A 21813-nucleotide genomic window follows, 5' to 3' on the forward strand; every position below is an offset into this window, starting at 1 on the left:
CACTTTAGAGCGCCGGGCAGCGCAGCGATAATCCGATCGCGTCAAGATTTAATCCGATTGCGCCAAACTGTCGGCCGGCATCAGCCGCTGGATGGTGGCGCCGACCTTCTGTACTGCCAGCTCGATCTCTGTCGTCAGCGTCGGCGCATAGTTGATGCGCAGGCAGTTGCGGTACTTGCCGGCGGCGGAAAAGATGCTGCCGACGGCGATTTGTACGCCTTGCTGTTCAAGATGGCGGTTCAGCCGCAGGGTGTCGAACGCTTCGTCCAGTTCGATCCACAGCATAAAACCGCCGCGCGGCCGGCTGACGCGGGTGCCGGCCGGGAAGTGTTTCAGGATAAGATCGGTCATGCGGTCGCGGTTCTGCTGGTAGCGTGCGCGCATGCGCCGCAGGTGCTGCAGGTAATGCCCGCCGCGGATAAATTCGGCGATCGCCAGCTGCGGCTGGGTGGCGGTGGCGCCGGAGCCGATGAACTTCATGTGCAGCACCCGTTCCAGGTAGCGGCCGGGCGCGATCCAGCCCACGCGCAGCCCCGGCGCCAGCGTTTTGGAAAACGAGCTGCACAGCAGCACGCGGCCGTCGTCGTCGAATGACTTGATGGTGCGCGGCCGCGGGTAGTGATAGGCGATGTCGCCGTAGACATCGTCTTCGATGATCGCCGCGTCGTGGCGCTGTGCCAGCGTCAGCAGCCGCTGTTTGTGGGCGTCGGGCATGATGTAGCCCAGCGGATTATTACAGTTGGGCGTCAGCAGGATGGCCTTGACCGGCCACTGTTCCAGCGCCATCTCCAGCGCCGCCAGGCTGACGCCGGTGAGCGGATCGGTGGGGATTTCCAGCGCCTTGATGCCCAGCCCCTTCAGCGTCTGCATGGTGCCGTGGAAGCAGGGCGAATCGACCGCCACGATGTCGCCGGGTTGGCAAACGGCGCGCAGCCCGGCGGAGATTGCTTCCTGACAACCGGTGGTGATCAGCAGCTGATCGGGGCCGATTTGGCAGCCGGAGTCCAGCAGCAGACGGGCGACCTGTTCGCGCAGCGCGGCCACGCCCTGAATGCTGTCGTAATACAGGCTGCGCAGGTCGCCGTGGCGGGCGGCGTTGCGCAGGGCGACGATCAGCGGTTTCATCGTCGGTTCGGCGATATCCGGCATGCCGCGCCCCAGCTGGATCAGGCCTTCGCGCGGCCGGCTGCGCACCAGTTCCAGCACCTGCTCCCATTGCGAAATGTCCACCGGCCGCTGCACCGGCGCCGTCATGGCGGGCAGCTCGGCCTGCGCGCGCCGCGTATGCACGAAGTAGCCCGACTTCGGCCGCGCTTCCACCAGGCGCTGTTCCTCGAGCAACCGGTAGGCTTGCTGCACCGTGCTGATGCTGACGCCGTGCTCCTGGCTCAACGCGCGCACCGAAGGCAGGCGATGGCCGGCCGGATACAACCCTTGCTGAATGCGTTGGCTGAGAATGGCGGCCAGCGTGGCGTAGCGTGTCATACAGAGGCCTCTCATCGGGGGGCAGGATTAAAAAAACCGGTACAGATACGTTCAAAATAAACCATTCAGCGGGTTTTTTGGCGCAGCTGTATGAAAAAAATAGCGCCAGCGTGAATCTGTATTGTTTTTTGCCTGGCGCGCATCATCACTACCAGGCGAAAACATCAGGGGGGATAATAAGATGGCTCTGTTTGATGGCATGACGATGTGGCGACGGGTAGGCTGGTCACGCTGGCGTTGGTATTTGTTGCGTCGCAGAACGCGCAGAGAGTTACTGCTGCTGAACGACAGACAGCTGGCGGATATCGGCCTGACGCGGGCGGAAGCCTGGAGGGAAGGGTATAAACCGTTCTGGAGAGAATAAGGAAAGTCAATGCTGAAATTATTGGGTAAAGCCTCATCGATCAACGTGCGCAAGGTGTTATGGACCTGTCAGGAGTTGGGGCTGACGCTGGAACGGGAGGACTGGGGCAGCGGTTATCGCTCCACGCAGGAGCCGGCGTTTTTGGCGCTGAATCCCAACGGCCTGGTGCCGGTGCTGATCGACGGCGAGCGGGTGCTGTGGGAGTCGAATACCATTTGCCGCTATCTGGCGGGGCGGGAAGGGCGGCAAGATCTGCTGCCGCAGGCACCCGGCGCGCGCGCGGCGGTGGAGATGTGGATGGACTGGCAGGCTACCGATCTGAACGGCGCCTGGCGCTACGTGTTTATGTCGCGGGTGCGTGGGCATGCGGATTATCAGGATGCCGCCAGCCTGGCAGCCGCCGAGCGCGAATGGAACCGGCTGATGGGTTTGTTGGACGCACACCTGGCGCAGCACGGCCCTTATGCCGCCGGCGCCGCCTTCACGCTGGCGGACGTGGTGCTGGGGCTGTCGCTGAACCGCTGGCTGATGACGCCGTTCGAGCGGCCACATTATGCGGCGCTGGCGGCCTATCAGCAGCGCCTGCTGCAACGCCCTGGCTACGTGCAGCACGGTGCTAACGGTTTACCGTGATATGAAATAAACGGTTCATTTCATCTTGTCCGGATACGCCCCACCGTGTCCGGAGTTTCCTCATTACATCATCCCGTCAACGTTTCATGAACGGCATCACGAATATGAACTTTATTTTCCTGTGTGCTTGTTATTGAAATTTATATTCCATATAAACCCGTTATCAACCGGCGCGTTTCATTGAGCGACGCCTGGTTCTACGCAGAATTTTGGTCACGGGAGAAAATGATGAAACAGGTACGCGTTGGGTTAATCGGCACCGGTTATATCGGGCGTTGTCACGCTATCGCCTATGCGCAGGCCGCCACGGTCTTTCCTCTGAAAGGGGAACTGGTGCTGGAGATGCTGGCGGAAGTGACGCCCGAGCTGGCGGCGCAGCGCGCCGCCGAATTCGGCTTTGCGCGCTCGACCGGCGACTGGCGGCAGCTGGTGGCCGATCCGGCGATCGATGTGGTGGACATCTGCGCCCCCAACTTTTTGCATAAAGAGATGGCGCTGGCGGCGATCCGCCACGGCAAGCACGTGTATTCGGAAAAGCCGCTGGCGCTGGACGCCGCCGACGCGGCGGAGATGGTGCAGGCCGCGCGCGCCAAGGGGGTGAAAACGCTGGTCGGTTTTAACTACATGAAAAACCCCACCAGCCAACTGGCGCGCGAAATTATCGCCAACGGCGAAATCGGCGAGGTGGTGCATTTTTACGGCACCCACAATGAGGATTATCTGGCCGATCCGCGCACGCCGATCGACTGGCACTGCCGCCGCGCCAGCGCCGGGCTGGGCGCGCTCGGGGATCTGGCGGCGCACATCGTCAATATGGCGCACTACCTGGTGGGCGATATCGTGGCGGTTTCCGGCGATATGCAGACCGTGATCAAACAGCGCCCGGATCCGCAGGACCCGACGCGCCTGCACCCGGTGGAAAACGAAGATCAGGCCAGTGCGTTGCTGCGTTTCGCTGGTGGCGCGATGGGCACTATCGAAACGTCGCGCATTGCCTGCGGGCGCAAGATGGGGTTGACCTATGTGGTCACCGGCACCAAAGGCACGCTGAGCTATACCCAGGAGCGGATGGCGGAGCTGAAGCTGTATCGGCACGATGAACCGACGGAGCGGCAGGGGTTCAAGACGCTGCTGGTGGGGCCGAAGCACCCGGACTATGCGGCGTTTTGCATCAGCGCCGGGCACGGCATCGGCTTTAACGATCAGAAGACGGTGGAGATCCGCGATCTGGTCAATGGCATCGCCGCGGGCGATCGCATGTGGCCGGACTTTGAAGAGGGCTGGAAGGTGTCGTGCGTGCTGGACGCGATAGCCGCCTCCGCCGAACAGCGGCGCTGGCTGGAGATCAACCGCGATTGAAAATGAAATGGCGCTCTCCCGTGGACAGCGCCATTAGTTTATTATGTTGTCAGCTTAATAGCTTATTAAGTTAACTTTATAATAAGTTATTGGCTTGATAACTTAGAACGAGAAACACGAACAGCCGAACGCGCCCCAGAAGGCATTCTCGTCCGACACCGGGATGCTGGAGCTGCGTGCGATGTCATGCTGGTGTGCATGCACGCCGCACGGGCCGCAGCATTGATGCACCTGGCTCACTACCCCGACGCGGGCCGCCGCCGACGGCGGTGCGGAGCGGTAATGGCCCGGCACCTGGGTGACCGGCGACCACTCCGGCAGCACCGGCAGCGGCGGCGGCGCCAGCGGTGAGAAGCTGCCGGCGGCGTAGACCACTTTGCCGTCCACCACCGTCATCACCGACTCGATGCCTTTGATCTGCTCTTCCGGCACGCTGAAGTAGTCCTGCGACAGCACCGCCAAATCCGCCAACTGGCCGACCTTGATCTGGCCTTTCTTGCCCTGCTCGGTGGAGAACCAGGCGCTGCCTTGCGTCCACAGCATTAGCGCCGTTTCGCGATCCAGCCGCGCGCTGTCGTCGTACATCGCCATGCCGCCGACGGTGCGGCCGGAAACCAGCCAGTACAGCGCCGTCCACGGGTTGTAGCTGGCGACGCGGGTGGCGTCGGTGCCCAGCCCGACCGGCAGCTCGGCCGCCAGCATTTTCGCCACCGGCGGCGTATGTTTGGTGGCTTCGATGCCGTAACGGTCGGCGAAATACTCCCCCTGGAACGCCATGCGGTGCTGCACCGCAATGCCGCCGCCCAGCGCCTTGACGCGCTCGATATTGCGCTCGGTAATGGTTTCGGCGTGGTCGAACAGCCAGTGCAGGCCGTTGAACGGAATGTCGCGGTTCACCTTCTCGAACACGTCCAGCATGCGGCTGATGGATTCGTCATAGGTGGCGTGCAGGCGGAACGGCCAGCGGTGCTCGACCAGATGGCGAACCACTCGCTCCAGTTCGTCTTCGGTGCCCGGCGGCAGATCCGGGCGCGGCTGCAGGAAGTCTTCGAAGTCGGCGGCGGAAAACACCAGCATCTCGCCGGCGCCGTTGTGGCGATAGAAGTCGGTGCCCTGGCCCGGTTTGAGCATATCGGTCCACAGCTCGAAGTCTTCCAGCTCCTGTTTAGGCCGCTGGGTGAACAGGTTATAGGCGATGCGGATGGTCAGCTGCTTTTTCTCGTGCAGCTCGGCGATCACCTGATAATCTTCCGGGTAGTTCTGGAAGCCGCCGCCGGCGTCGATGGCGCTGGTGAGACCGAGGCGGTTCAGCTCACGCATGAACTGACGGGTGGAGTTGACCTGCTGCTCCAGCGGCAGCTTCGGCCCTTTCGCCAGCGTGGCGTACAGGATCATGGCGTTGGGTTTGGCGATCAGCATGCCGGTCGGGTTGCCGTTGGCGTCGCGCTGGATCTCGCCGCCCGGCGGGTTCGGCGTGTCTTTGGTGTAGCCGACCACCTTCAACGCCGCGCGGTTGAGCAGCGCGCGATCGTAGAGATGCAGAATAAATACCGGCGTGTCCGGCGCCGCCTGGTTGATTTCGTCCAGCGTCGGCATGCGGCGCTCGGCGAACTGGAATTCGGTCCAGCCGCCGACCACCCGCACCCATTGCGGGCTCGGGGTGCGCAGCGCCTGTTCTTTTAACATGCGCAGCGCGTCGGCCAGCGAGGGCACGCCTTCCCAGCGCAGCTCCAGGTTATAGTTCAGGCCGCCGCGGATCAGGTGCAGGTGCGAGTCGTTCAGGCCCGGAATGGCGGTGTGGCCGTGCAGATCGATCACCTGGGTTTCCGGCCCGGCGTGCTGCATGACTTCGCTTTCGCTGCCGACCGCCAGAAACTTGCCGTCGCGGATGGCGACCGCTTGCGCGGTGGGGTGTTGGCGATCGACGGTGTGAAACTTGCCGTTGGTGATGATAAATGAAGCGTGGTGGTTCATAACATTCTCCCGGCGAACCGCCTAGCGGCGGGTCAGCCATTGATGAAAAACGCGAGTCACGATAGGCATCCACAGGTACACCACCAGGGCGACCACGGTGGCGTCATTGAGAAAATGGCCGAGCAGCGAGCCGTCCAGCTGCGGCAGCACCCGTCCCCAAAACCAGGGCACCAGATTGGTGGATGGAAAGATCACCAGCAGGGTGATGATGAATTGCTTCCACTGGGGCGGCTGGCGCACGCTGGGGTTGGGCGGGGTAAACCAGAACTCTGCGCCGGGGCGGATCTCGATATGGTCGTTCTCCAGCAACAGCGGAGTGACTTCTTCGATGTATTGCTTGCGCTGCGGCGAGTTGAGCCAGCGGTAGAGATTGTCGAGATTATCGAAGCGGACCAGCACCGTATAGGCCTGTTCGTCGCCGGAAGGGCGAATCACGTTGACGCCTAAATGGCCGGTGAAGCCCGCGGCGTCGGGCATGATGCGGTTCAGCCAGGCCTCATAGGCCTGTTCGTTCCCCGGCGCCAAACGGTGGGTGATCACCAGCGTGACATGCTGCGGATGGGCCATAAAACCGACTCCTGAAAATACCCCGGCGCGAGGCCGGGGCAAGGGGAATTATTTCACCGTGCGGGCCGGTGCGTGGTGCACCATGGTGTAAGCGTAGTCGACGCCCATGCCGTACGCGCCGCTGTGTTCGCGCACCAGCGCCATCACCGCGTCGTAGGTATCTTTGCGCGCCCAGTCGCGTTGGTACTCCAGCAGCACCTGCTGCCAGGTCACCGGTACGGCGCCGGCCTGCACCATGCGGTCAATCGAACGTTCGTGCGCATCGACGGAGGTGCCGCCGGAGGTGTCGGTCACCACATACACTTCATAGCCGGCTTCCAGCGCCATCAGCGCCGGGAAAGTCAGGCACACCTCGGTCCACAGCGCGGAGATCACCAGCTTTTTACGGCCGGTGGCTTCCACGGCTTTAACGAAGGCCGCGTCTTCCCAGGAGTTCATCGAGGTGCGTTCAATCGGGGTGATTTCAGGGTGTACCGCCAGCAGTTCCGGCCAGATATAGCCGCTGAAGCTTTCGGTTTCGACCGAGGTGAAAAGGGTGGGAACGTTGAAAATCTTGCCTGCCTTCGCCAAACCAACAACGTTGTTTTTCAGTTGCTGACGATCAATATTAGCCACGCCGAAGGCCATTTGTGGTTGATGATCGATAAAAATCAGTGCGGAATTGTCTTTATCAAGCAGTTGAAACTTGGACATAATTTACCTTCCCAGTGATATTTCGGTTGAACATCTGATGAGTGTAACGCCGATAAAACCCATGGTAGGCAGAGGGCGATTTCAAAGATACCGCAGAATTTTTGCCGACTTGTTGAGTTTTTTTATACACGGGAGAAAGCATGAGATTAAACCTGGAAGCGCTGCTGATTTTGGACGCGCTGGACCGGCACGGATCTTTCGCCGCCGCGGCCGCCGCACTGTTTAAAACCCCTTCGGCACTGAGCTATATGGTGCAAAAGCTGGAGAACGATCTCGACATCACCCTGCTCGATCGCTCCGGTCATCGGGCGAAGTTCACCGATACCGGCAAGCTGATGCTGGAAAAAGGGCGGGTGCTGCTGCGCGCGGCGCAGGATCTGGAACAGCAGGCGCGCTATGTCGAAAACGGCTGGGAAAGCGAGATCACGCTCGGGATCGACGCCTCCTTCCCGTTTGCCCGCCTGTTGCCGCTGATAGAAGAGTTCTACCAACAGCATCACCATACCCGGCTGCGTTTCAGCCACGAAGTGCTGGCCGGCTCCTGGGAGTCGCTGGTCTACGGTTGCGCCGACATTATCATCGGCGCCATCTGCGAGCCGCCGTCACGGGTGGGTTATGCGTTCAGCCGCCTGGGGCAGCTGGACTACGTGTTCGCCGTCGCGCCGCAGCATCCGCTGGCGGCATTGCCGGAACCGTTGCCGAAGGACGAAATCCGTCAGCACCGGGCGGTGGTGGTGCGCGACACTTCGCGCGTCAACGCGCCGCAGAGCCTGAATCTGCTGGAAGAGCAGGATACGCTGACGGTCTTCGGTTTCGACGCCAAGCTGCAGGCGCAGCTGGCCGGGCTGGGCTGCGGCTATCTGCCGCGTTCTTTGGCGGAACCTTACCTGAACAGCGGCGAACTGGTGGCGAAACGCGTTGAATCGGAACGCTGCAGCGACATCGCCTATTTCGGTTGGCGGGAAAGCGCCAGCGGCCTGGCGGCCAAATGGTGGCGCGAACGGCTGCAGCGCTACGCGGACGACGGCGAGGCCTACCCGGCGGCGCAGTGAGGGCCGCTCGATAAGGATAAATCCCCCAATAAGGACATAGGGAATGAAAAAGACACTAAGCCTGTTGGCGTTGTTGTTGCTGAGCGGCTGCGGCGCCGGGCGTGAGGCCGGCATACCGTTGCCGCAGGCCCCGGCATTGGCCGCAACGCAGCTCAGTTACCCGGAGCGGGTGCATAACGCGGTGAGCCGCGAGCTGCGCTTGCCGGAACATGCGCACGGTCAGCGTTGCACCCTCGCTATCCGTTTGCAGCCGGACGGCAAGCTGGCGAGCAGCAAGATCGTAAGAGGCGATGCGCCCCTGTGCGCAGCGGCGAGCGCTGCGGTGCAGCGCGCGCAGTTTCCGCCGATGGCCAGCGCTACCGAATACGCGCTGTTCAACGCCGTGGTGCTCGATTTCGTTCCCTGAAAACCTATGACCGACGGGCCGCTTGCGCGGCCCGTTTTTTCTCGTTTCGCCGTTTGCATCTTCGCGCTTTTCCGCCAATAGTGTTCTCCGGACATGCAGCAAGGCGATTTTTCATTGGCCGGTCAACGGGAGAAAAAGGCATGAAAGGCGAGCATCATTATCAGGTGGCGGTCACCTGGCAGGGGAATTTGGGCGCAGGCACCGAAGATTACCGCGCCTATGGGCGCGATCACCTGATCGGCGCCGTGGGCAAGGCAGATATCGCCGGTTCAGCCGATCCGGCCTTTCGCGGTGACGCGACGCGCTGGAATCCGGAGGATTTGCTGGTGGCTTCGCTCAGCGCCTGTCACAAATTATGGTATCTGCATTTATGCGCTACCTCGGGCATTTCCGTACTGGCCTATCAGGACAACGCCGTCGGGGTGATGCGCGAAGATGCGGCGCGCGGTGGCTTTTTCACCTCGGTGACGCTGCGGCCGCAGGTCACGGTGCGCGACGGCGACGATCTGCAGCTGGCGCAACAGCTGCACGAGCAGGCACATCACCTGTGCTTTATCGCCAACTCGGTGAATTTCCCGGTGGCGTGCGAACCGCAGGCCGAGTACGCAACCCGCTGAATTTTCACTTAGCTTTGCCATTTTCGTTATTTTGAACGTCACTGCGGCTCACCGATACTGGGGGAAAATCCCCACCGCGAGCCGCAGCATGTCCCACGCCCACTATTTGCACCCTGAACAACGCGACCGCATCCGGCGGCTTCATCGGCGCTGGCACTGGCGGCTGGAGTTGCCTACCTGGGGGATCATGGCGGCAGTGTACGGCGGCTGGTTCGGCGTGGCGCATTATTGGCAGGCGCTGGGCCCGTGGCTTGGCGCGCCGCTGCTGATCCTGCTGACCACCGGGTATATGTCGCTGCAACACGAGCTGATCCACGGCCATCCGACGCGCTGGCCGCGCGTCAATCAGCTGTTCGGCCTGTTGCCGCTGGCGGTGTGGTATCCCTATGGGCTGTATCGGGATTCGCATCTGCGCCACCACCGCAACGACCACCTGACCGATCCGCATGAAGATCCCGAAAGTTACTACTTCAGCGCCGCGCAGTGGCGGCGTTATCCCCGCCTGCTGCCGCGGCTGGCCACGGTGCGCAATACGCTGATCGGCCGGGTGCTCCTCGGCCCGGCGCTGGATATCGTCACCACGCTGTTCGGCGCAGTGAAGACGCTTGCAGCGGGCGATCTGCGCGCCTGGGCGATGTGGCTGGTGCATCTGTCGCTGTTGGCGGTGCTGCTGCACTGGCTGCAGATGCAGGGCATCGGCGCGGCGTTTTACCTGTTGGCCATCAGCTACCCGGCGCTGGCGCTGACCAAGGTAAGATCGTTTTTTGAGCATCGCGCCGTGGACGCACCGCAGGCACGTTCTATTATTAATGAGGCGGGCTGGCCGTGGCGGCTGCTGTTTCTCAATCTGAACTACCATTTAGTGCATCACGATTTGCCCGGCCTGCCCTGGTATGGCCTGCGCGAAGTCTACCTGGCGGAGCGCGAGGCGTATCAGCGCCGCAGCCAGGGATTCGTCGCGCAGGGTTATGGCGAGTGGCTGCGCGATTACGCACTGACGCCGATCGACGTCGGCGTGCATCCGCTGAGCGCCGGCGAACGGCGGGAGGAACGCGATGTCCTGCCGAAGAAAAAACTTATTGCGCGCTGGAAGCGCGTTTCTCAGGATTTTCCAACCGAACTGGCCCATGAGCCGGAAAACATATAACCAGAGGAAAAGTATGGCAATCACCTTATCACGCGGACGTTCCTTTGCCGTCGCGCTGGCTCTGCTGGCCGTCGGCGGTCTGGCACAGGCAGCCGACTCGGTGCGCGTCGGTTCCAAGATCGATACCGAAGGTTCGCTGCTCGGCAACATCATCGTGCAGGTGCTGGAAGCCAACGGCATCAAAACCACCAACAAGCTGCAGCTCGGCACCACCAAGGTGCTGCGCGGCGCCATCACTTCCGGCGAGATCGACATCTACCCGGAATACACCGGCAACGGCGCGTTTTTCTTCTCCGATGAGAAAGATCCGGCGTGGAAGAACGCCCAGGCCGGCTTCGAGAAGGTGAAGCAGCTCGACTACGACAAAAACAAAATCGTCTGGCTCGATGCGGCGCCGGCCAACAACACCTGGACCATCGCCATTCGTCAGGACGTGGCGGACGCCAACCATCTCAAAACGCTGGCGGATCTCGGCAAGTGGATCAACGGCGGCGGCAAGTTCAAGCTGGCGGCCTCGGCGGAATTTATCGAGCGGCCGGATGCGCTGCCGGCGTTTCAGAACGCCTACGGCTTCAAACTGAATCAGGATCAGCTGCTGTCCCTGGCCGGCGGCGATACGGCGGTGACCATCAAGGCGGCGGCGGAGCAGACCTCCGGCGTCAACGCGGCGATGGCCTACGGCACCGATGGCCCGGTGGCGGCGCTGGGGCTGCAGACGCTGGCGGATCCGAAAGGCGTACAGCCGATCTACGCGCCGGCGCCGATCGTGCGCGAAGCGGCGCTGAAGGCGCACGCCAATCTGCCTGAACTGCTGAAGCCGGTGTTCGCCTCGCTGGACGGGCCGACGCTGCAAAAGCTCAACGCGCAGATCGCTGTGGAAGGCCAGGACGCCAAACAGGTGGCGGCTGCTTACCTGAAAGAGAAAGGGTTTGTTAAGGGATAATGCCGAGGTGCCCCCTTTGCCGTCGGGAGAGGGGGTAAACCGAGGGAGCCGGAGCGTTTCTTTGACTATCGCCGTAAAACATCGCGTCTTGTTGACGCTGTTCATGCTGTTGCTGCTGGCCGCGTTCGGCCTGCCGTTCCTCAGTTATGCCCCCAATCGCCTGTTGTCGGGCAAAGGCCTCTCCTTGTTCTCCCTGCTGCACGGCCCGGCGCTGTGGCTGCTGTTGCCGCTGGCGGCATTGGCGATCCTCAGCCTGTTGCCGCCGACGCGGGGGCGGGCGCTGCTGGCGGCACTGGCCGCCTGCGGGGTGCTGACGCTGGCGTTCTGGATCAGCGGGCAGGCCGCCGGGCGTCTGGCGCAGGAGGGATCGCGCCTGGCACGCGCCTCCTGGGGCAGCGGCTGCTGGTTGACCATGGCGCTGAGCCTGCTGATCGCCGCCGACGCCATGGCGCGTCTCACGGCGTCGCACCTGCGGCGGATGCTCGGCAACGCGCTGGTGCTGGTGCCGCCGGCGCTGCTGCTGTTCGGCCATCAGCTCGATCAGCTGTCGCTGCTGAAGGAGTATCATAATCGGCAGGAGGTGTTTGACGCCGCACTGTTGCAGCACCTGACCATTCTGCTGGCGACGATGGCGCCGGCGCTGGCGATCGGTGTGCCGCTCGGGGTGCTGTGCTTTCGTTCCGAGCGCTGGCAGCGGCCGATCTTCTCCGTGTTGAACATTATCCAGACCGTGCCGTCGATCGCGCTGTTCGGCCTGCTGATCGCGCCGCTGGCGGGGTTGGCGGTGGCGGTGCCCTGGCTGGCGGAACACGGCGTCAGCGGTATCGGCATGGCGCCGGCGATCGTGGCGCTGGTGCTGTACGCGCTGTTGCCGCTGGTGCGCAGCGTGGTGGCGGGGCTGCAAAGCGTGCCGGCCGGCGTGATTGAGTCCGCTACCGGCATGGGGTTGACGCGCGGGCAGATCTTCCTGCGCGTGCAGCTGCCGTTGGCGCTGCCGCTGTTCCTGACCGGCGTGCGCATTCTGGCGGTGCAGACCGTCGGCATGGCGGTGGTGGCGGCGCTGATCGGCGCCGGCGGTTTTGGCGCCATCGTATTTCAGGGGCTGCTCAGCAGCGCGCTGGATCTGGTTTTGCTGGGGGTGATCCCGGTGGTCATGATGGCGGTCATCGTCGATTCGCTGTTTAAATTTTGGGTTTCAATCCTGGACGTATCGCGCCGATGATTCACTTTGAGCAAGTCAGCAAAATTTTTCAGGGCAAGCCGGCGGTGGACGATCTCACGCTGCACATCGCCGAGGGCGAATTCACCGTGTTGATCGGCACCTCGGGTTCCGGTAAGTCCACGACGTTAAAAATGATCAATCGCCTGATCGAACACGATCGGGGCAAGATTCTCTTTGCCGGCGAAGAGATCCAGTCGTTCAAACCGCAGGATCTGCGGCGGCGCATGGGCTACGCGATCCAATCGATCGGCCTGTTTCCGCACTGGACGGTGGAGGAGAACATCGCCACCGTGCCGCAGCTGCTGAAATGGCCGCGCGCGCGCATTCGCGATCGGGTGACCGAACTGTTGGAGCTGCTGCATCTGGAGCCGGATCTGTTTCGCCGCCGCTATCCGCACCAGCTGTCCGGCGGGCAGCAGCAGCGGGTGGGGGTGGCGCGCGCACTGGCTGCCGATCCCGAGGTGTTGCTGATGGACGAACCGTTCGGCGCGCTGGATCCGGTCACCCGCGCGGCGCTGCAGGCGGAGATCGCGCGCATCCATCAGCTCTCCGGCCGCACTATCGTGCTGGTGACGCACGACATCGACGAAGCGCTGGGCCTGGCGGATCGTCTGGTGCTGCTCGATCAGGGGCGGGTGGTGCAGCAGGGCACGCCGCTGACGCTGTTGACCGCCCCGGCCAACGATTTCGTGCGTGATTTCTTCGGGCGCAGCGATCGCGGCATCAAGCTGCTGTCGCTGGGGACGGTGGCGGAGCGGGTGCGGCCCGGTGTCGCCGGGGGCGAGCCGATCGCCGCCGCCATGAGCCTGCGCGAGGCGCTGTCGGTGTTTGTGGCGCGCGGCAGCGACTGTCTGCCGGTGGTGGATGAACGGGGCGAAGCGTTGGGGGTGTTGCACTTCAACGATCTGATCGCCGGGCAGGCGCTGTCATGAGCGGGCGCATCGGGCGCCTGCTGCGCGATCCTTTGCCCTGGACGCTGGCGCTGCTGTTGGCGCTGGTGTTCGGCATGGATCATCTGCGCGGCCTGTTCACCGCCTGGTTCCCCGAGCTGGAGCGGCCCATTTACCAGCAGGACAGCTTTATCGCGCTGGTGGGGGCGCACCTGTCGCTGGTGGCGATCTCCAGCCTGATCGCGGTGGCTCTCGGCGTGGCGGCAGGCGTGGCCGTGACCCGACGCAGCGGCCGGGAGTTTCGTTCGCTGGTGGAAACGGTGGTGGCGGTGGGGCAGACCTTCCCGCCGGTGGCGGTGCTGGCGGTAGCGGTGCCGGTGATGGGCTTCAGCGAACAGCCGGCGATCATTGCGCTGGTATTGTACGGCCTGCTGCCGATCCTGCAGGGCACGCTGGCGGGCATCGAATCGGTGCCGCCCGCCACGCGCGAGATCGCCCGCGGCGTGGGGATGAGCGCCTGGCAAATTCTGTGGCGGGTTGAACTGCCGCTGGCGGCGCCGGTGATCGTCGCCGGGATCCGCACCTCGGTGATCATCAATATCGGCACGGCGGCCATCGCTTCCACCGTCGGCACCAAGACGCTCGGTTCGCCGATCATCATCGGCCTGAGCGGCTTTAACACCGCCTATGTGATCCAGGGCGCGGCGGTAGTGGCGTTGTTGGCTATTATCACCGATATGCTGTTTGAACGTTGGGTGCGTTATCTCACCGCCTGGCGTCAGCAGACGCTGGCGACCACTCCGGCGGGGTAAGGGGGAAATGATGCAGGTGTCTCTACCGATGTACGGCGTTGGCCGGGAGCAGGCCGAATCCTTCTGGCAGGTGTTGCGCGACAAGCTGCTGCGGCTGGGGTTGCCGGCGGCGCCGGAACGGCTCAGCTGGCCGGACGATCTGGCGCAGCACTGGCGACGCGAGGATCTCTTGCTCAGCCAAACCTGCGGTTATCCGTTGGTCAGCAGTCTGCCGCAGGTACAGTTGATCGGCACCTATCATTATCGGGTGGAAGGGTGCGACGGGCCGAATTACCGCAGCTGGCTGGTGGTGCGCGCGGACGACCCCGGCGAGCGGCTGGCGGATTTTCGCGGCCGAACGGCGGCGTATAACAGCACCGATTCCCAGTCCGGCTACAACGGCCTGCGCGCGCTGATCGCGCCGCTGGCGCAGGACGGGAAATTCTTCGGTGCGGCTATCGCCTCCGGCGCGCATTATCAGTCGCTGCAGCTGATCCGCAGCGGGCAGGCGGATATCGCCGCCATCGACTCCATCAGCATGGAACTGCTGCGCCGCGCGCAACCGCAGGCGCTGGAGGGGCTAAAAATCATCGGCCGTACGGCGGCGGTGCCGGGCCTGCCGTTGATCACCGCAGCCGGCACGCCGCCGGAACAGGTGGAAATCCTGCGCGCCGGCGCCCGAGCGATGCTGGATGAGGCGGTCAGCGACCGCCTGCTGATCGGCGATTTCAGCCTGGTGCCGCGTTCGGCCTACCAGATTATCACCGTGCTGGAACAGCAGGCCGCCGCGCAGGGCGTGACGGCGCTCTAGCCGCCGTTACAGCAGGCCGCCGCCGTCGATGTCGATCACGCTGCCGGTGACGAAGCCATTCTCCATCGCCAGCAGATAACCCGCCGCGACGTCGGCCGCCTGCCCGACCCTGCCGACCGGCAGGCTGACGCTAACCCGTTCGAACAGCGCCTGACGCTGTGCGGCGCTCATGCCGTCGTAGGCTTCGGTGGCGGTGATGCCGGGGCTGACCACGTTCACCCGCCGCGGCGCCAGTTCCTTCGCCAGCTGTTTGCCGACCGCTTCCAGCGCGGCGTTGATGCCGGTTTTGATCAACTGACCGCCGAGGTATTTGCGCGACAGCTGGCCGGAGGTCAGGGTGATCGAGCCCTGCGGCGCCAGCGTCGGCAGCGCCGCCTGCACCGCGCGCAAACTTCCCCAGAATTTGACGTTGAAGTCGGCCTGCGCCTGTTCAAGGGCGGTCTCCGCCAGCGGCTTCGCCTGCACCAACGGCCCGGCGGTGATCACCAAATGGTCGAAAGCGCCGACGGCGGCGAACAGCGCATGCAGCGACGCTTCATCGGTTAGATCGGCCTGCATCAGATGCAGCGCGTCGTTTTTCTCCCCGGCGTGAGGGAGACGACGCGAAGCCAGCACCACTTCAGCGCCACGCGCCGCCGCCGCGTAGGCCACCGCGGCGCCAATGCCGCTGGTGCCGCCCAGGATCACCAGCTTTTGTCGTTTCAGGGGGGAGTCGGGAATCGTCATGTTAAGGCCTCTTTTTAGGTAAGTTTCAACGGGATCTATCTTTCCTGATTGAAAATGACCTAACAATCGGCCTTATTGATAAACACTTATTAATAAATATTAAAGATCATGCCGCGCTAAAGCGGGCGTTTAGCTTCTGATCCACGATGATTTCGAAATCGGTAAACAGCGCTCGGGGTTTCACTGAACGCCCCTGTTTTTCCAGTGCCACCAGGCCGTGCCCGCTCAGCGTTTTCAGCGTGGTGGACAGATTGCTGACCTGGCGCCCCGACAGTTCGGCCAACTGGCTGATGGTCTCGGGGCGGGCAGTGTCGATCAGACGCAGCAGGGCAATATTCTCGTTGCTGAGCACCTGGGCCAGCGCAATCATCGACGTAAACCACACTTTGGGCTCACGTTCCTGTGGCTGGTATTCCCCTTTTGCGATCGCCAGTGTGCGCTTGCGAATCAGTTCTTCAGGCATCACGCCAATCAGTGCTTTCATCATCAACCTCGGTTTTCTCTCTTGCGTATGACTTCGTCTATCCGGGTAAAGAAATCTTCCACCAACTGATAGGCGGAATGAAACTCGTAGGGTGAGCCTTTGTCCGTCGGGGAGTCATGTTGGTGATCATAAACGACGCGGCCTGAAAATTTACCTTTGCGGGGTGTTTTAATGGCATGCGCGTTATCTATGCCAAAAACCCGGGTATTGTGGTTATCATGCAAGGTCAAATTGTAACGGATGCCGTGAGGGATAAAGGCCGTTTGGGTCACCGTCCAGGCCTCGATTTTCCACCAATAGCCATCCTCACGATTGACCCGCGTGCCATGCAGGCTAAGGATGTAGTCCAGTCCGTTGTGTTCATCCATTGATCAAAGTTCCATTTATTATGATCTAATCATAACCATTGGGCGTTTTATCGTCAATCCGATACGCCGTGAATCCGGCTCTCTAAGAAGGGAAATACATGACCTCATTTGTCGATCTCGAGGTGTTTGTCCGCACGGTGGACGGCGGCAGTTTTTCCGCCGCGGCGCGCGCGCTGGATATCACGCCGGCGGCGGCTAGCATTGCGGTGAAAAGGCTGGAGCAGCAGCTGGGCGCGCGGCTGCTGGTGCGTTCAACGCGCAGCCTGAGGTTAACGGAGGAGGGCGCCCGCTATCTCGACAGCGCGCGCCTGGCGCTGGGCGCGTTGGCCGAAGGAGAGCAGGCGATCCGCGAGAAGCATCAGGGGCTGTCCGGGGTGCTGCAGATTTCCGCGCCGTCGGATTTTGGCCGCAATCTGCTGCTCGGCTGGCTGGATGAGTTCCGCCTGCAGCATCCCCACATTCAGCTGCAGCTTCTGATCAACGATCGGCAGGCGGATCTGTTCCGCGAACCGGTGGATGTGGCGTTGCGCTTCGGGCCGCTGGCCGACTCTTCGCTGGTGGCGCTGCCGATCCTGCCGCAGCATCGGCGGCTGATCTGCGCCAGCCCGGATTATCTGCGGCGGCACGGCGAGCCGAAAACGCCGGCCGATCTGGTTCGGCACAGCATTCTGGTGTATCAGCCCAGCGGCAAACGGCAGGTGGAATGGCGGCTGTGGCGCGGTGAGGAGGGGGTCGAGCTGCCGCTGAACGGCAGCTATTTTACCGATGACGGTGAGGTCGCGCGGCGCTGGGCGCTGGCCGGGCACGGCGTGGTGCGCAAGTCGGCGATCGACGTGGCGGCGGATATTCGCGCCGGGCGGTTGGTGCAACTGTTACCGGAATGGCGCAGCGACGCGGTGCCGATCAATCTGGTCTGCCCGCATCGTTCGCAGGTGTCGGAGCGCGTCAGGCAACTGCAGCGCTTTTTACAGCAGCGCTGCCAGCGCTGGATGGACGATCACTTGGCCTGAAGAGTTTCGGTTTGCGCCGGCGTAGCGGCGGTATCCCCGGCAGGCGCGCTTTCTTCGTGCGGGGTGGTGGAACGGGTGTAGATGTTCAGCCCGGCGAGGAATACGCCGCCCAGAGAACCGAAGGCGCACAGGGCGATGACGATGACGAACGCTTTTTTCAGCATAGGAATAATTTCGCAGGTTGCTTGGAACAGCGGGAATTATAGCCCCTTCGCCGGGTGAAACAAGAATCGTTTTTAACGGCGGCCCGCAGACCGCCCTTTGTGATCATCGCCGTTCGCAGTCGATGGCCTGCACGTTGGCCGGGCGGGCGAACAGGTATTTTCCCAGCGTCACCAGCACCACCGCCGCCACGATGATCACCAGCGCCAGCCACTCGCGCGGCGCCAGCGATTCGCCGGCAAAACCGATGCCGAGCAGCACCGCCACCACCGGATTGACGTAGGCGTAACTGGTGGCGACCGCCGGGCGCACATTCTTCAACAAGAACATATAGGCGCTGATCGCCAGCATCGAACCGAAGACGATCAGATAGCCCAGCGCCAGAAAGCCGCCGGTGCTCGGCATCTGAGTGAGGCGCTCGCCGCTCAGCTGGCTGGCTGCCAATAACACCACGCCGGCGACCAGCATCTCCGCCGCGCCGGCCATCGGCCCGGCCGGCAGCGAGATGCGCGATCCCAACACCGACCCAAAGGCCCAGCTGGCCGAAGCCAGCAAAATCAGCAGCGCGCCGGTCGGGTTGCCCACCAGGTTGTTGCCGGTGTTGAGCAGCACGATGCCCACCAACCCGAGCGCGATGCCGGCCCATTCCAGTTTGGTATTGCGCATGCCCCACAGCAGGCTGAAGCAGAGGGTGAACAGCGGCACCGTCGCCACCATCACCGCGGCGATGCCGGAGGGCACATGTTGGTGTTCCGCCACCGTCACCAGGCCGTTGCCCACCGCCAGCAGCAGAATGCCGATGGCGCCGGCGGCCAGCCACTGCTTCAGCGTCGGCAGTGCGTGGCCGCGCCAGGCCAGGAAACTGAACAGCACGATACCGGCTGTCAGAAAGCGAATGCCGGCCATCATCAGCGGCGGCCACTGCGCGACGCCGAGGCGAATGACGAAATAGGTGGAACCCCAAACGATATATAACGTGAACAACGCTCCGATCAACGGCAGGACGCTACGGCTTTGTTGGCTAAGCATAGGATTGTATTTTGCGGGAATGATTATTATTAGAACGCTCAGTAAACCCGATCGGGCAACCGATAAGCAATGGCCTTCGGCATTATTTTTCCGGCGACCGAAAGCCGTTCAATAGCCTTGCTGTTTCCACTGCAGCCAGCTGACGGCCGGCAGATAAATCGACCAGCCGACGGCCAGCAGCAGCAGCATGAACTCGGGCGGCACGCCGGGCAACAAGGCGTCCAGCTTCCAGGACACGGCGTAGGCGAAGGGGCCAACGGCGGCGCCCAACACCGCCAGCGGCCAGGGGGCCGCTCTGACCACGTCCAGCAACCAATACCACCAGCAGCCGAAGCCGATCCACAGCGCGATGGTCCAGAGCGGCAGGCCGTGTTGCCCGCTGTAGTGCAGCACGCCGCTGTAGCTCCACAGCCCATCCATGCCGATACCGCCCAGGGCGGCCAGGGCTGCGCCTTTGCGGCGGGCGGCAGGGGTAAAGATCAGCGCCAGCGCCGCGCCGGCCAGCAGTATGCCGTTGAGCCGATCGCGAGTCAGCAGCGCCAGCAGCCAGCAAACGCCCAGTCCCAGCGTCGCCAGCCAGAATCCGGCATGCGGCTTCTTCATCGTTCAACTCCCGTGGGGTTACTCTGCCGCTGCGCTAAGCGCCGACGGATTTGCCAGAGCGGGCGCGAGGCCCGCTGTTTGCCTGAATATTCGATAATTCAACCTTAGAAGGGAAGGTGCGGGGTGCACAAGCAGAATAATCTGTACCGGTTGAAAACGCGGGCAAAAACCGGTGTTACAGGCGGGAAATCCGGTAGGCGCAGCGGCGTGAACCGGCCAGAATGTGTTCGGCGCGCTCCACCTGCGCCTGCAGCACTTCGGTGAAGATGCTTAATTCCGCCCGGCAGAAGCCCTGGCAGACGGTGGCGGCGGCGCAGATCGGGCAGTGGTTTTCCACCAGCAGATAGGAACCGTCCTCCTCCTGGCGCCATTCGGCCATATACCCTTCGCGGCAGCGGATCTCGGTCAGGCGCGCCACGCGTTCGCGCAGCTCGGTGGCGCCGATCATCGCCTGCTTGTAGTTGATGCGGTTTTCCTGTTCGCGGGTCTCGATCAGCACGTCGATCGCCTGTTCGCCCAACTTGTCGCGCACGGTGCGCAGCAGCTGCACCGTCAGATCCGCATGGGTATCGGGAAAGCGCGCGTTCCCGGCAGAGGTCAAATGCCACAGCTGCACCGGGCGGCCCACGCCGCGCGTTTCCGCCACCGCTTCGACCAACCCCTCTTTCGCCAGCTTGACGAACTGCTGGCGGGCCGCCTCACCGGTGGTGCCGAGCACCTTTCCTGCGTCAGAAGCTAGCTGCGGGCCGCGGGTTTTCAATAACGTCAGCAAGCGGTCACTGACCGATTGTGCGGTGCTGCCGCTATTTTCCAAGTTTATTCTTGACATATTTCTCCGCCTCGCCCTAACTTATTCCAAGATAACTCTTGTTAAATTTAACGCAATCTCATGACCAACTCAATGCCATTCCTCTGAAAACAGGACGACAACCGTGATAACCCATGACGATAGCCGCTGGAGCGACCTTTTCTCCGGCAAAAATGCGGCCAGTGCGATCGCGCTTTCGCTCGGCGTGGCGCTGCATGCCATCAATATTCTGGTCGCCACCACCATTCTGCCCTCGGTGGTGCAGGATATCGGCGGGCTGGATCTCTATGCCTGGAACACCACGTTGTTCGTGGTGGCGTCGATCCTCGGCTCCGCGCTGTCGGCCCGGTTGCTCAGCGGCTATGGCGCACGTAGCGCCTATCTGGTGGCTTCGCTGTTCTTTATCGTCGGGGCGGCGCTGTGCGCGCTGGCGCCGAGCATGCCGGTGATGCTGATCGGCCGCACGGTGCAGGGCTTCGGCGGCGGGCTGATCTTTGCGCTCTCCTACGCGATGATCAACCTGGTGTTCGAGCAGCGATTGTGGCCGCGCGCCATGGCGCTTATCTCGGCGATGTGGGGCATCGCCACCCTGGTGGGGCCGGCGGTGGGCGGCATTTTTGCCGAGCTGCACGCCTGGCGTTGGGCCTTCGGCATTCTGCTGCCGATCATGGCGCTGTACGCTGCGTTTACCTTCCTGATCCTGCCCAAGGGCAAGGCGCAGCAGGCGGCCGCGCCGTTGCCGACTGCGCAACTGCTGTTGCTGACCGTGGCGGTGCTGGTGGTGTCCGCCGGCAGCCTGGCGCACAGCGTCTGGATCAATCTGGCGGGCATCGCGCTTTCGCTGGTGCTGATGGCCTGGCTGATGAAGCGCGAGGCGCACGCACGCGCGCGCCTGTTGCCGCATGGCTCGCTGCGGCGCGGCTCATCGCTGGCGGCGCTCTATATTACGGTCTCGTTGCTGGTGATCGGCATGACCAGCGAAATCTTCGTGCCCTATTTCCTGCAGCTGTTGCACGGCCAGTCGCCGCTGATCTCCGGCTATATCGCCGCCACCATGGCCGCCGGTTGGACGTTGTCCGAAATCCTCAGCTCCGGCTGGCGCGGGGCGGGCATTCGCCGGGCGATCGTCAGCGGGCCGCTGTTCGTGCTGGTGGGCCTGCTGGCGCTGGCGATCCTGATGCCGACGCCCTCCGGCGGTGACTGGCAGGCGCTGACGCCGATCGTCATCGCGTTGTCGCTGGTGGGATTCGGCATCGGCTTCGGTTGGCCGCATCTGCTGACGCGCATTTTGCAGGTGGCGCCTGAAGCGGACAAAGACATCGCCGGCGCTTCAATTACCACGGTGCAGCTGTTCGCCACAGCATTCGGCGCGGCGCTGGCCGGGATGACGGCCAACCTGGCGGGGCTGAACGATCCGGGCGGCGCGGCGGGCGCGGCATCGGCGGCGCGTTGGCTGTTCCTGGCGTTCGCGCTGGCGCCGCTGCTGGCGGTATTCAGCGCCTGGCGCTGCGCCGCGATCGCGCCGCCGGTCGCAGAGACGGGCAATTTTGTACAAACTCCACCCTCGCGCGAGTGCTAGAACGCTTCTCCTCATTCGGCGATGTTTGCGGTGATCCTGGCGTTCTTCCTGCGCGATATTTTTTAAAATCCGCTTGCTATATCTCTTATT

General features: G+C 62.8%; 25 protein-coding genes. 14 read left to right on the forward strand and 11 right to left on the reverse strand.

Features of this window, described 5'->3' with window-relative positions:
• Positions 1-48: 48 nt before the first annotated feature.
• Positions 49-1485 carry an aminotransferase-like domain-containing protein gene (locus tag ACJ8QF_RS02480; RefSeq protein WP_021503937.1) on the reverse strand — a complete coding sequence of 479 codons (1437 nt, stop codon included), beginning with the start codon at positions 1483-1485 and terminating at the stop codon, positions 49-51.
• A gap of 181 nt (positions 1486-1666) precedes the next feature.
• Here ACJ8QF_RS02480 and ACJ8QF_RS02485 point away from each other — a divergent pair, with 181 nt between their 5' ends.
• From ACJ8QF_RS02485 to ACJ8QF_RS02495, 3 genes are all read left to right on the forward strand, one after another.
• Positions 1667-1849 (forward strand): DUF1127 domain-containing protein, encoded by a 183-nt coding sequence (locus tag ACJ8QF_RS02485; protein ID WP_004939404.1) that lies wholly within the window; start codon positions 1667-1669, stop codon positions 1847-1849.
• 9 nt (positions 1850-1858) lie between these two features.
• A complete protein-coding gene (locus tag ACJ8QF_RS02490; RefSeq protein ID WP_004939402.1) occupies positions 1859-2482 on the forward strand; it encodes a glutathione S-transferase family protein in 624 nt (207 codons plus the stop codon).
• A gap of 228 nt (positions 2483-2710) precedes the next feature.
• Positions 2711-3841, forward strand: a complete 1131-nt coding sequence (locus ACJ8QF_RS02495) for a Gfo/Idh/MocA family protein (RefSeq protein WP_004939399.1) — start codon at positions 2711-2713, stop codon at positions 3839-3841.
• A gap of 102 nt (positions 3842-3943) precedes the next feature.
• Here ACJ8QF_RS02495 and ACJ8QF_RS02500 read toward each other — a convergent pair whose 3' ends face one another.
• Genes ACJ8QF_RS02500 through ACJ8QF_RS02510 form a run of 3 tightly spaced genes read right to left on the reverse strand, consistent with a single transcriptional unit; the run spans position 3944 to position 7075 of the window.
• The gene (locus ACJ8QF_RS02500; RefSeq protein WP_442537231.1) at positions 3944-5815 is read right to left on the reverse strand and encodes an amidohydrolase; all 1872 of its coding nucleotides are present in this window, start codon (positions 5813-5815) and stop codon (positions 3944-3946) included.
• A 21-nt stretch (positions 5816-5836) separates the two neighbouring features.
• Positions 5837-6382: an antibiotic biosynthesis monooxygenase gene (locus ACJ8QF_RS02505; protein WP_004939393.1), complete on the reverse strand. Its 546-nt coding sequence runs from the start codon at positions 6380-6382 to the stop codon at positions 5837-5839.
• 48 nt (positions 6383-6430) lie between these two features.
• The gene (locus tag ACJ8QF_RS02510; RefSeq protein ID WP_004939390.1) at positions 6431-7075 is read right to left on the reverse strand and encodes a hydrolase; all 645 of its coding nucleotides are present in this window, start codon (positions 7073-7075) and stop codon (positions 6431-6433) included.
• A gap of 140 nt (positions 7076-7215) precedes the next feature.
• Here ACJ8QF_RS02510 and ACJ8QF_RS02515 point away from each other — a divergent pair, with 140 nt between their 5' ends.
• The 9 genes from ACJ8QF_RS02515 to ACJ8QF_RS02555 all read left to right on the forward strand — a co-directional run bounded on the left by ACJ8QF_RS02515 (position 7216) and on the right by ACJ8QF_RS02555 (position 14954).
• Positions 7216-8127, forward strand: coding sequence for a LysR substrate-binding domain-containing protein (locus tag ACJ8QF_RS02515; RefSeq protein ID WP_044031667.1), 912 nt, complete (start codon positions 7216-7218; stop codon positions 8125-8127).
• Between the two features lie 43 nt (positions 8128-8170).
• Positions 8171-8533: a cell envelope integrity TolA C-terminal domain-containing protein gene (locus ACJ8QF_RS02520; RefSeq protein ID WP_021503935.1), complete on the forward strand. Its 363-nt coding sequence runs from the start codon at positions 8171-8173 to the stop codon at positions 8531-8533.
• Between the two features lie 140 nt (positions 8534-8673).
• Positions 8674-9150: an OsmC family protein gene (locus ACJ8QF_RS02525; protein WP_004939379.1), complete on the forward strand. Its 477-nt coding sequence runs from the start codon at positions 8674-8676 to the stop codon at positions 9148-9150.
• Between the two features lie 88 nt (positions 9151-9238).
• Complete coding sequence (locus ACJ8QF_RS02530; RefSeq protein WP_442537232.1) at positions 9239-10297, forward strand: fatty acid desaturase; 1059 nt, start codon at positions 9239-9241, stop codon at positions 10295-10297.
• A 13-nt stretch (positions 10298-10310) separates the two neighbouring features.
• Positions 10311-11240, forward strand: a complete 930-nt coding sequence (gene osmF / locus ACJ8QF_RS02535) for a glycine betaine ABC transporter substrate-binding protein OsmF (RefSeq protein WP_004939374.1) — start codon at positions 10311-10313, stop codon at positions 11238-11240.
• A 61-nt stretch (positions 11241-11301) separates the two neighbouring features.
• Complete coding sequence (locus ACJ8QF_RS02540) at positions 11302-12462, forward strand: ABC transporter permease (protein WP_442537233.1); 1161 nt, start codon at positions 11302-11304, stop codon at positions 12460-12462.
• Entirely contained in the window at positions 12459-13394 is a 936-nt protein-coding gene (locus ACJ8QF_RS02545; RefSeq protein ID WP_016928556.1) for an ABC transporter ATP-binding protein, read from the forward strand. Before ACJ8QF_RS02540 ends, ACJ8QF_RS02545 begins: the two co-directional genes overlap by 4 nt.
• The gene (locus tag ACJ8QF_RS02550) at positions 13391-14164 is read left to right on the forward strand and encodes an ABC transporter permease (RefSeq protein ID WP_440484005.1); all 774 of its coding nucleotides are present in this window, start codon (positions 13391-13393) and stop codon (positions 14162-14164) included. The genes ACJ8QF_RS02545 and ACJ8QF_RS02550 overlap by 4 nt, the downstream gene beginning before the upstream one ends.
• A 28-nt stretch (positions 14165-14192) precedes the next feature.
• Entirely contained in the window at positions 14193-14954 is a 762-nt protein-coding gene (locus tag ACJ8QF_RS02555; protein WP_021503932.1) for a phosphate/phosphite/phosphonate ABC transporter substrate-binding protein, read from the forward strand.
• A 6-nt stretch (positions 14955-14960) separates the two neighbouring features.
• On the opposite strand, the gene ACJ8QF_RS02560 is transcribed toward ACJ8QF_RS02555, so the two are convergent.
• The 3 genes from ACJ8QF_RS02560 to ACJ8QF_RS02570 all read right to left on the reverse strand — a co-directional run bounded on the left by ACJ8QF_RS02560 (position 14961) and on the right by ACJ8QF_RS02570 (position 16532).
• Entirely contained in the window at positions 14961-15680 is a 720-nt protein-coding gene (locus ACJ8QF_RS02560; RefSeq protein ID WP_004939360.1) for an SDR family oxidoreductase, read from the reverse strand.
• A gap of 106 nt (positions 15681-15786) precedes the next feature.
• Entirely contained in the window at positions 15787-16167 is a 381-nt protein-coding gene (locus ACJ8QF_RS02565) for an HVO_A0114 family putative DNA-binding protein (RefSeq protein WP_004939357.1), read from the reverse strand.
• Complete coding sequence (locus ACJ8QF_RS02570; RefSeq protein WP_004939355.1) at positions 16167-16532, reverse strand: DUF6516 family protein; 366 nt, start codon at positions 16530-16532, stop codon at positions 16167-16169. Before ACJ8QF_RS02570 ends, ACJ8QF_RS02565 begins: the two co-directional genes overlap by 1 nt.
• Before the next feature lie 98 nt (positions 16533-16630).
• On the opposite strand from ACJ8QF_RS02570, the gene ACJ8QF_RS02575 reads away from it, so the two are divergent.
• The gene (locus tag ACJ8QF_RS02575) at positions 16631-17542 is read left to right on the forward strand and encodes a LysR family transcriptional regulator (RefSeq protein WP_004939351.1); all 912 of its coding nucleotides are present in this window, start codon (positions 16631-16633) and stop codon (positions 17540-17542) included.
• Here ACJ8QF_RS02575 and ACJ8QF_RS02580 read toward each other — a convergent pair.
• The 4 genes from ACJ8QF_RS02580 to ACJ8QF_RS02595 form a co-directional block, all read right to left on the reverse strand.
• On the reverse strand, positions 17530-17706 hold the full coding sequence (locus tag ACJ8QF_RS02580) for a hypothetical protein (protein ID WP_004939348.1): 177 nt from the start codon (positions 17704-17706) through the stop codon (positions 17530-17532). The two genes, ACJ8QF_RS02575 and ACJ8QF_RS02580, sit on opposite strands and share 13 nt — an antisense overlap.
• Before the next feature lie 103 nt (positions 17707-17809).
• Positions 17810-18733: a drug/metabolite exporter YedA gene (gene yedA / locus ACJ8QF_RS02585; RefSeq protein WP_015377127.1), complete on the reverse strand. Its 924-nt coding sequence runs from the start codon at positions 18731-18733 to the stop codon at positions 17810-17812.
• Positions 18734-18841: 108 nt separating this feature from the next.
• Positions 18842-19336 (reverse strand): DUF2878 domain-containing protein, encoded by a 495-nt coding sequence (locus ACJ8QF_RS02590; protein WP_004939344.1) that lies wholly within the window; start codon positions 19334-19336, stop codon positions 18842-18844.
• 175 nt (positions 19337-19511) lie between these two features.
• Entirely contained in the window at positions 19512-20165 is a 654-nt protein-coding gene (locus ACJ8QF_RS02595; RefSeq protein WP_015377129.1) for a helix-turn-helix transcriptional regulator, read from the reverse strand.
• 103 nt (positions 20166-20268) lie between these two features.
• On the opposite strand from ACJ8QF_RS02595, the gene ACJ8QF_RS02600 reads away from it, so the two are divergent.
• Positions 20269-21723: an MFS transporter gene (locus ACJ8QF_RS02600; RefSeq protein WP_004939337.1), complete on the forward strand. Its 1455-nt coding sequence runs from the start codon at positions 20269-20271 to the stop codon at positions 21721-21723.
• The last annotated feature ends 90 nt before the right edge of the window (positions 21724-21813 follow it).

Origin of the sequence: Serratia sp. CY81684, from assembly GCF_052166595.1 — a bacterium.
Taxonomy (GTDB): Bacteria; Pseudomonadota; Gammaproteobacteria; order Enterobacterales; family Enterobacteriaceae; genus Serratia; species Serratia nematodiphila.

What these genes read in the sequence shown, in the direction of transcription:
- ACJ8QF_RS02480 (WP_021503937.1), bottom strand. Translation starts at nt 1,485, where the DNA reads ATGACACGCTACGCCACGCTGGCCGCCATTCTCAGCCAACGCATTCAG.
- ACJ8QF_RS02485 (WP_004939404.1), top strand. Translation starts at nt 1,667, where the DNA reads ATGGCTCTGTTTGATGGCATGACGATGTGGCGACGGGTAGGCTGGTCA.
- ACJ8QF_RS02490 (WP_004939402.1), top strand. Translation starts at nt 1,859, where the DNA reads ATGCTGAAATTATTGGGTAAAGCCTCATCGATCAACGTGCGCAAGGTG.
- ACJ8QF_RS02495 (WP_004939399.1), top strand. Translation starts at nt 2,711, where the DNA reads ATGAAACAGGTACGCGTTGGGTTAATCGGCACCGGTTATATCGGGCGT.
- ACJ8QF_RS02500 (WP_442537231.1), bottom strand. Translation starts at nt 5,815, where the DNA reads ATGAACCACCACGCTTCATTTATCATCACCAACGGCAAGTTTCACACC.
- ACJ8QF_RS02505 (WP_004939393.1), bottom strand. Translation starts at nt 6,382, where the DNA reads ATGGCCCATCCGCAGCATGTCACGCTGGTGATCACCCACCGTTTGGCG.
- ACJ8QF_RS02510 (WP_004939390.1), bottom strand. Translation starts at nt 7,075, where the DNA reads ATGTCCAAGTTTCAACTGCTTGATAAAGACAATTCCGCACTGATTTTT.
- ACJ8QF_RS02515 (WP_044031667.1), top strand. Translation starts at nt 7,216, where the DNA reads ATGAGATTAAACCTGGAAGCGCTGCTGATTTTGGACGCGCTGGACCGG.
- ACJ8QF_RS02520 (WP_021503935.1), top strand. Translation starts at nt 8,171, where the DNA reads ATGAAAAAGACACTAAGCCTGTTGGCGTTGTTGTTGCTGAGCGGCTGC.
- ACJ8QF_RS02525 (WP_004939379.1), top strand. Translation starts at nt 8,674, where the DNA reads ATGAAAGGCGAGCATCATTATCAGGTGGCGGTCACCTGGCAGGGGAAT.
- ACJ8QF_RS02530 (WP_442537232.1), top strand. Translation starts at nt 9,239, where the DNA reads ATGTCCCACGCCCACTATTTGCACCCTGAACAACGCGACCGCATCCGG.
- osmF (WP_004939374.1), top strand. Translation starts at nt 10,311, where the DNA reads ATGGCAATCACCTTATCACGCGGACGTTCCTTTGCCGTCGCGCTGGCT.
- ACJ8QF_RS02545 (WP_016928556.1), top strand. Translation starts at nt 12,459, where the DNA reads ATGATTCACTTTGAGCAAGTCAGCAAAATTTTTCAGGGCAAGCCGGCG.
- ACJ8QF_RS02550 (WP_440484005.1), top strand. Translation starts at nt 13,391, where the DNA reads ATGAGCGGGCGCATCGGGCGCCTGCTGCGCGATCCTTTGCCCTGGACG.
- ACJ8QF_RS02555 (WP_021503932.1), top strand. Translation starts at nt 14,193, where the DNA reads ATGTACGGCGTTGGCCGGGAGCAGGCCGAATCCTTCTGGCAGGTGTTG.
- ACJ8QF_RS02560 (WP_004939360.1), bottom strand. Translation starts at nt 15,680, where the DNA reads ATGACGATTCCCGACTCCCCCCTGAAACGACAAAAGCTGGTGATCCTG.
- ACJ8QF_RS02565 (WP_004939357.1), bottom strand. Translation starts at nt 16,167, where the DNA reads ATGATGAAAGCACTGATTGGCGTGATGCCTGAAGAACTGATTCGCAAG.
- ACJ8QF_RS02570 (WP_004939355.1), bottom strand. Translation starts at nt 16,532, where the DNA reads ATGGATGAACACAACGGACTGGACTACATCCTTAGCCTGCATGGCACG.
- ACJ8QF_RS02575 (WP_004939351.1), top strand. Translation starts at nt 16,631, where the DNA reads ATGACCTCATTTGTCGATCTCGAGGTGTTTGTCCGCACGGTGGACGGC.
- ACJ8QF_RS02580 (WP_004939348.1), bottom strand. Translation starts at nt 17,706, where the DNA reads ATGCTGAAAAAAGCGTTCGTCATCGTCATCGCCCTGTGCGCCTTCGGT.
- yedA (WP_015377127.1), bottom strand. Translation starts at nt 18,733, where the DNA reads ATGCTTAGCCAACAAAGCCGTAGCGTCCTGCCGTTGATCGGAGCGTTG.
- ACJ8QF_RS02590 (WP_004939344.1), bottom strand. Translation starts at nt 19,336, where the DNA reads ATGAAGAAGCCGCATGCCGGATTCTGGCTGGCGACGCTGGGACTGGGC.
- ACJ8QF_RS02595 (WP_015377129.1), bottom strand. Translation starts at nt 20,165, where the DNA reads ATGTCAAGAATAAACTTGGAAAATAGCGGCAGCACCGCACAATCGGTC.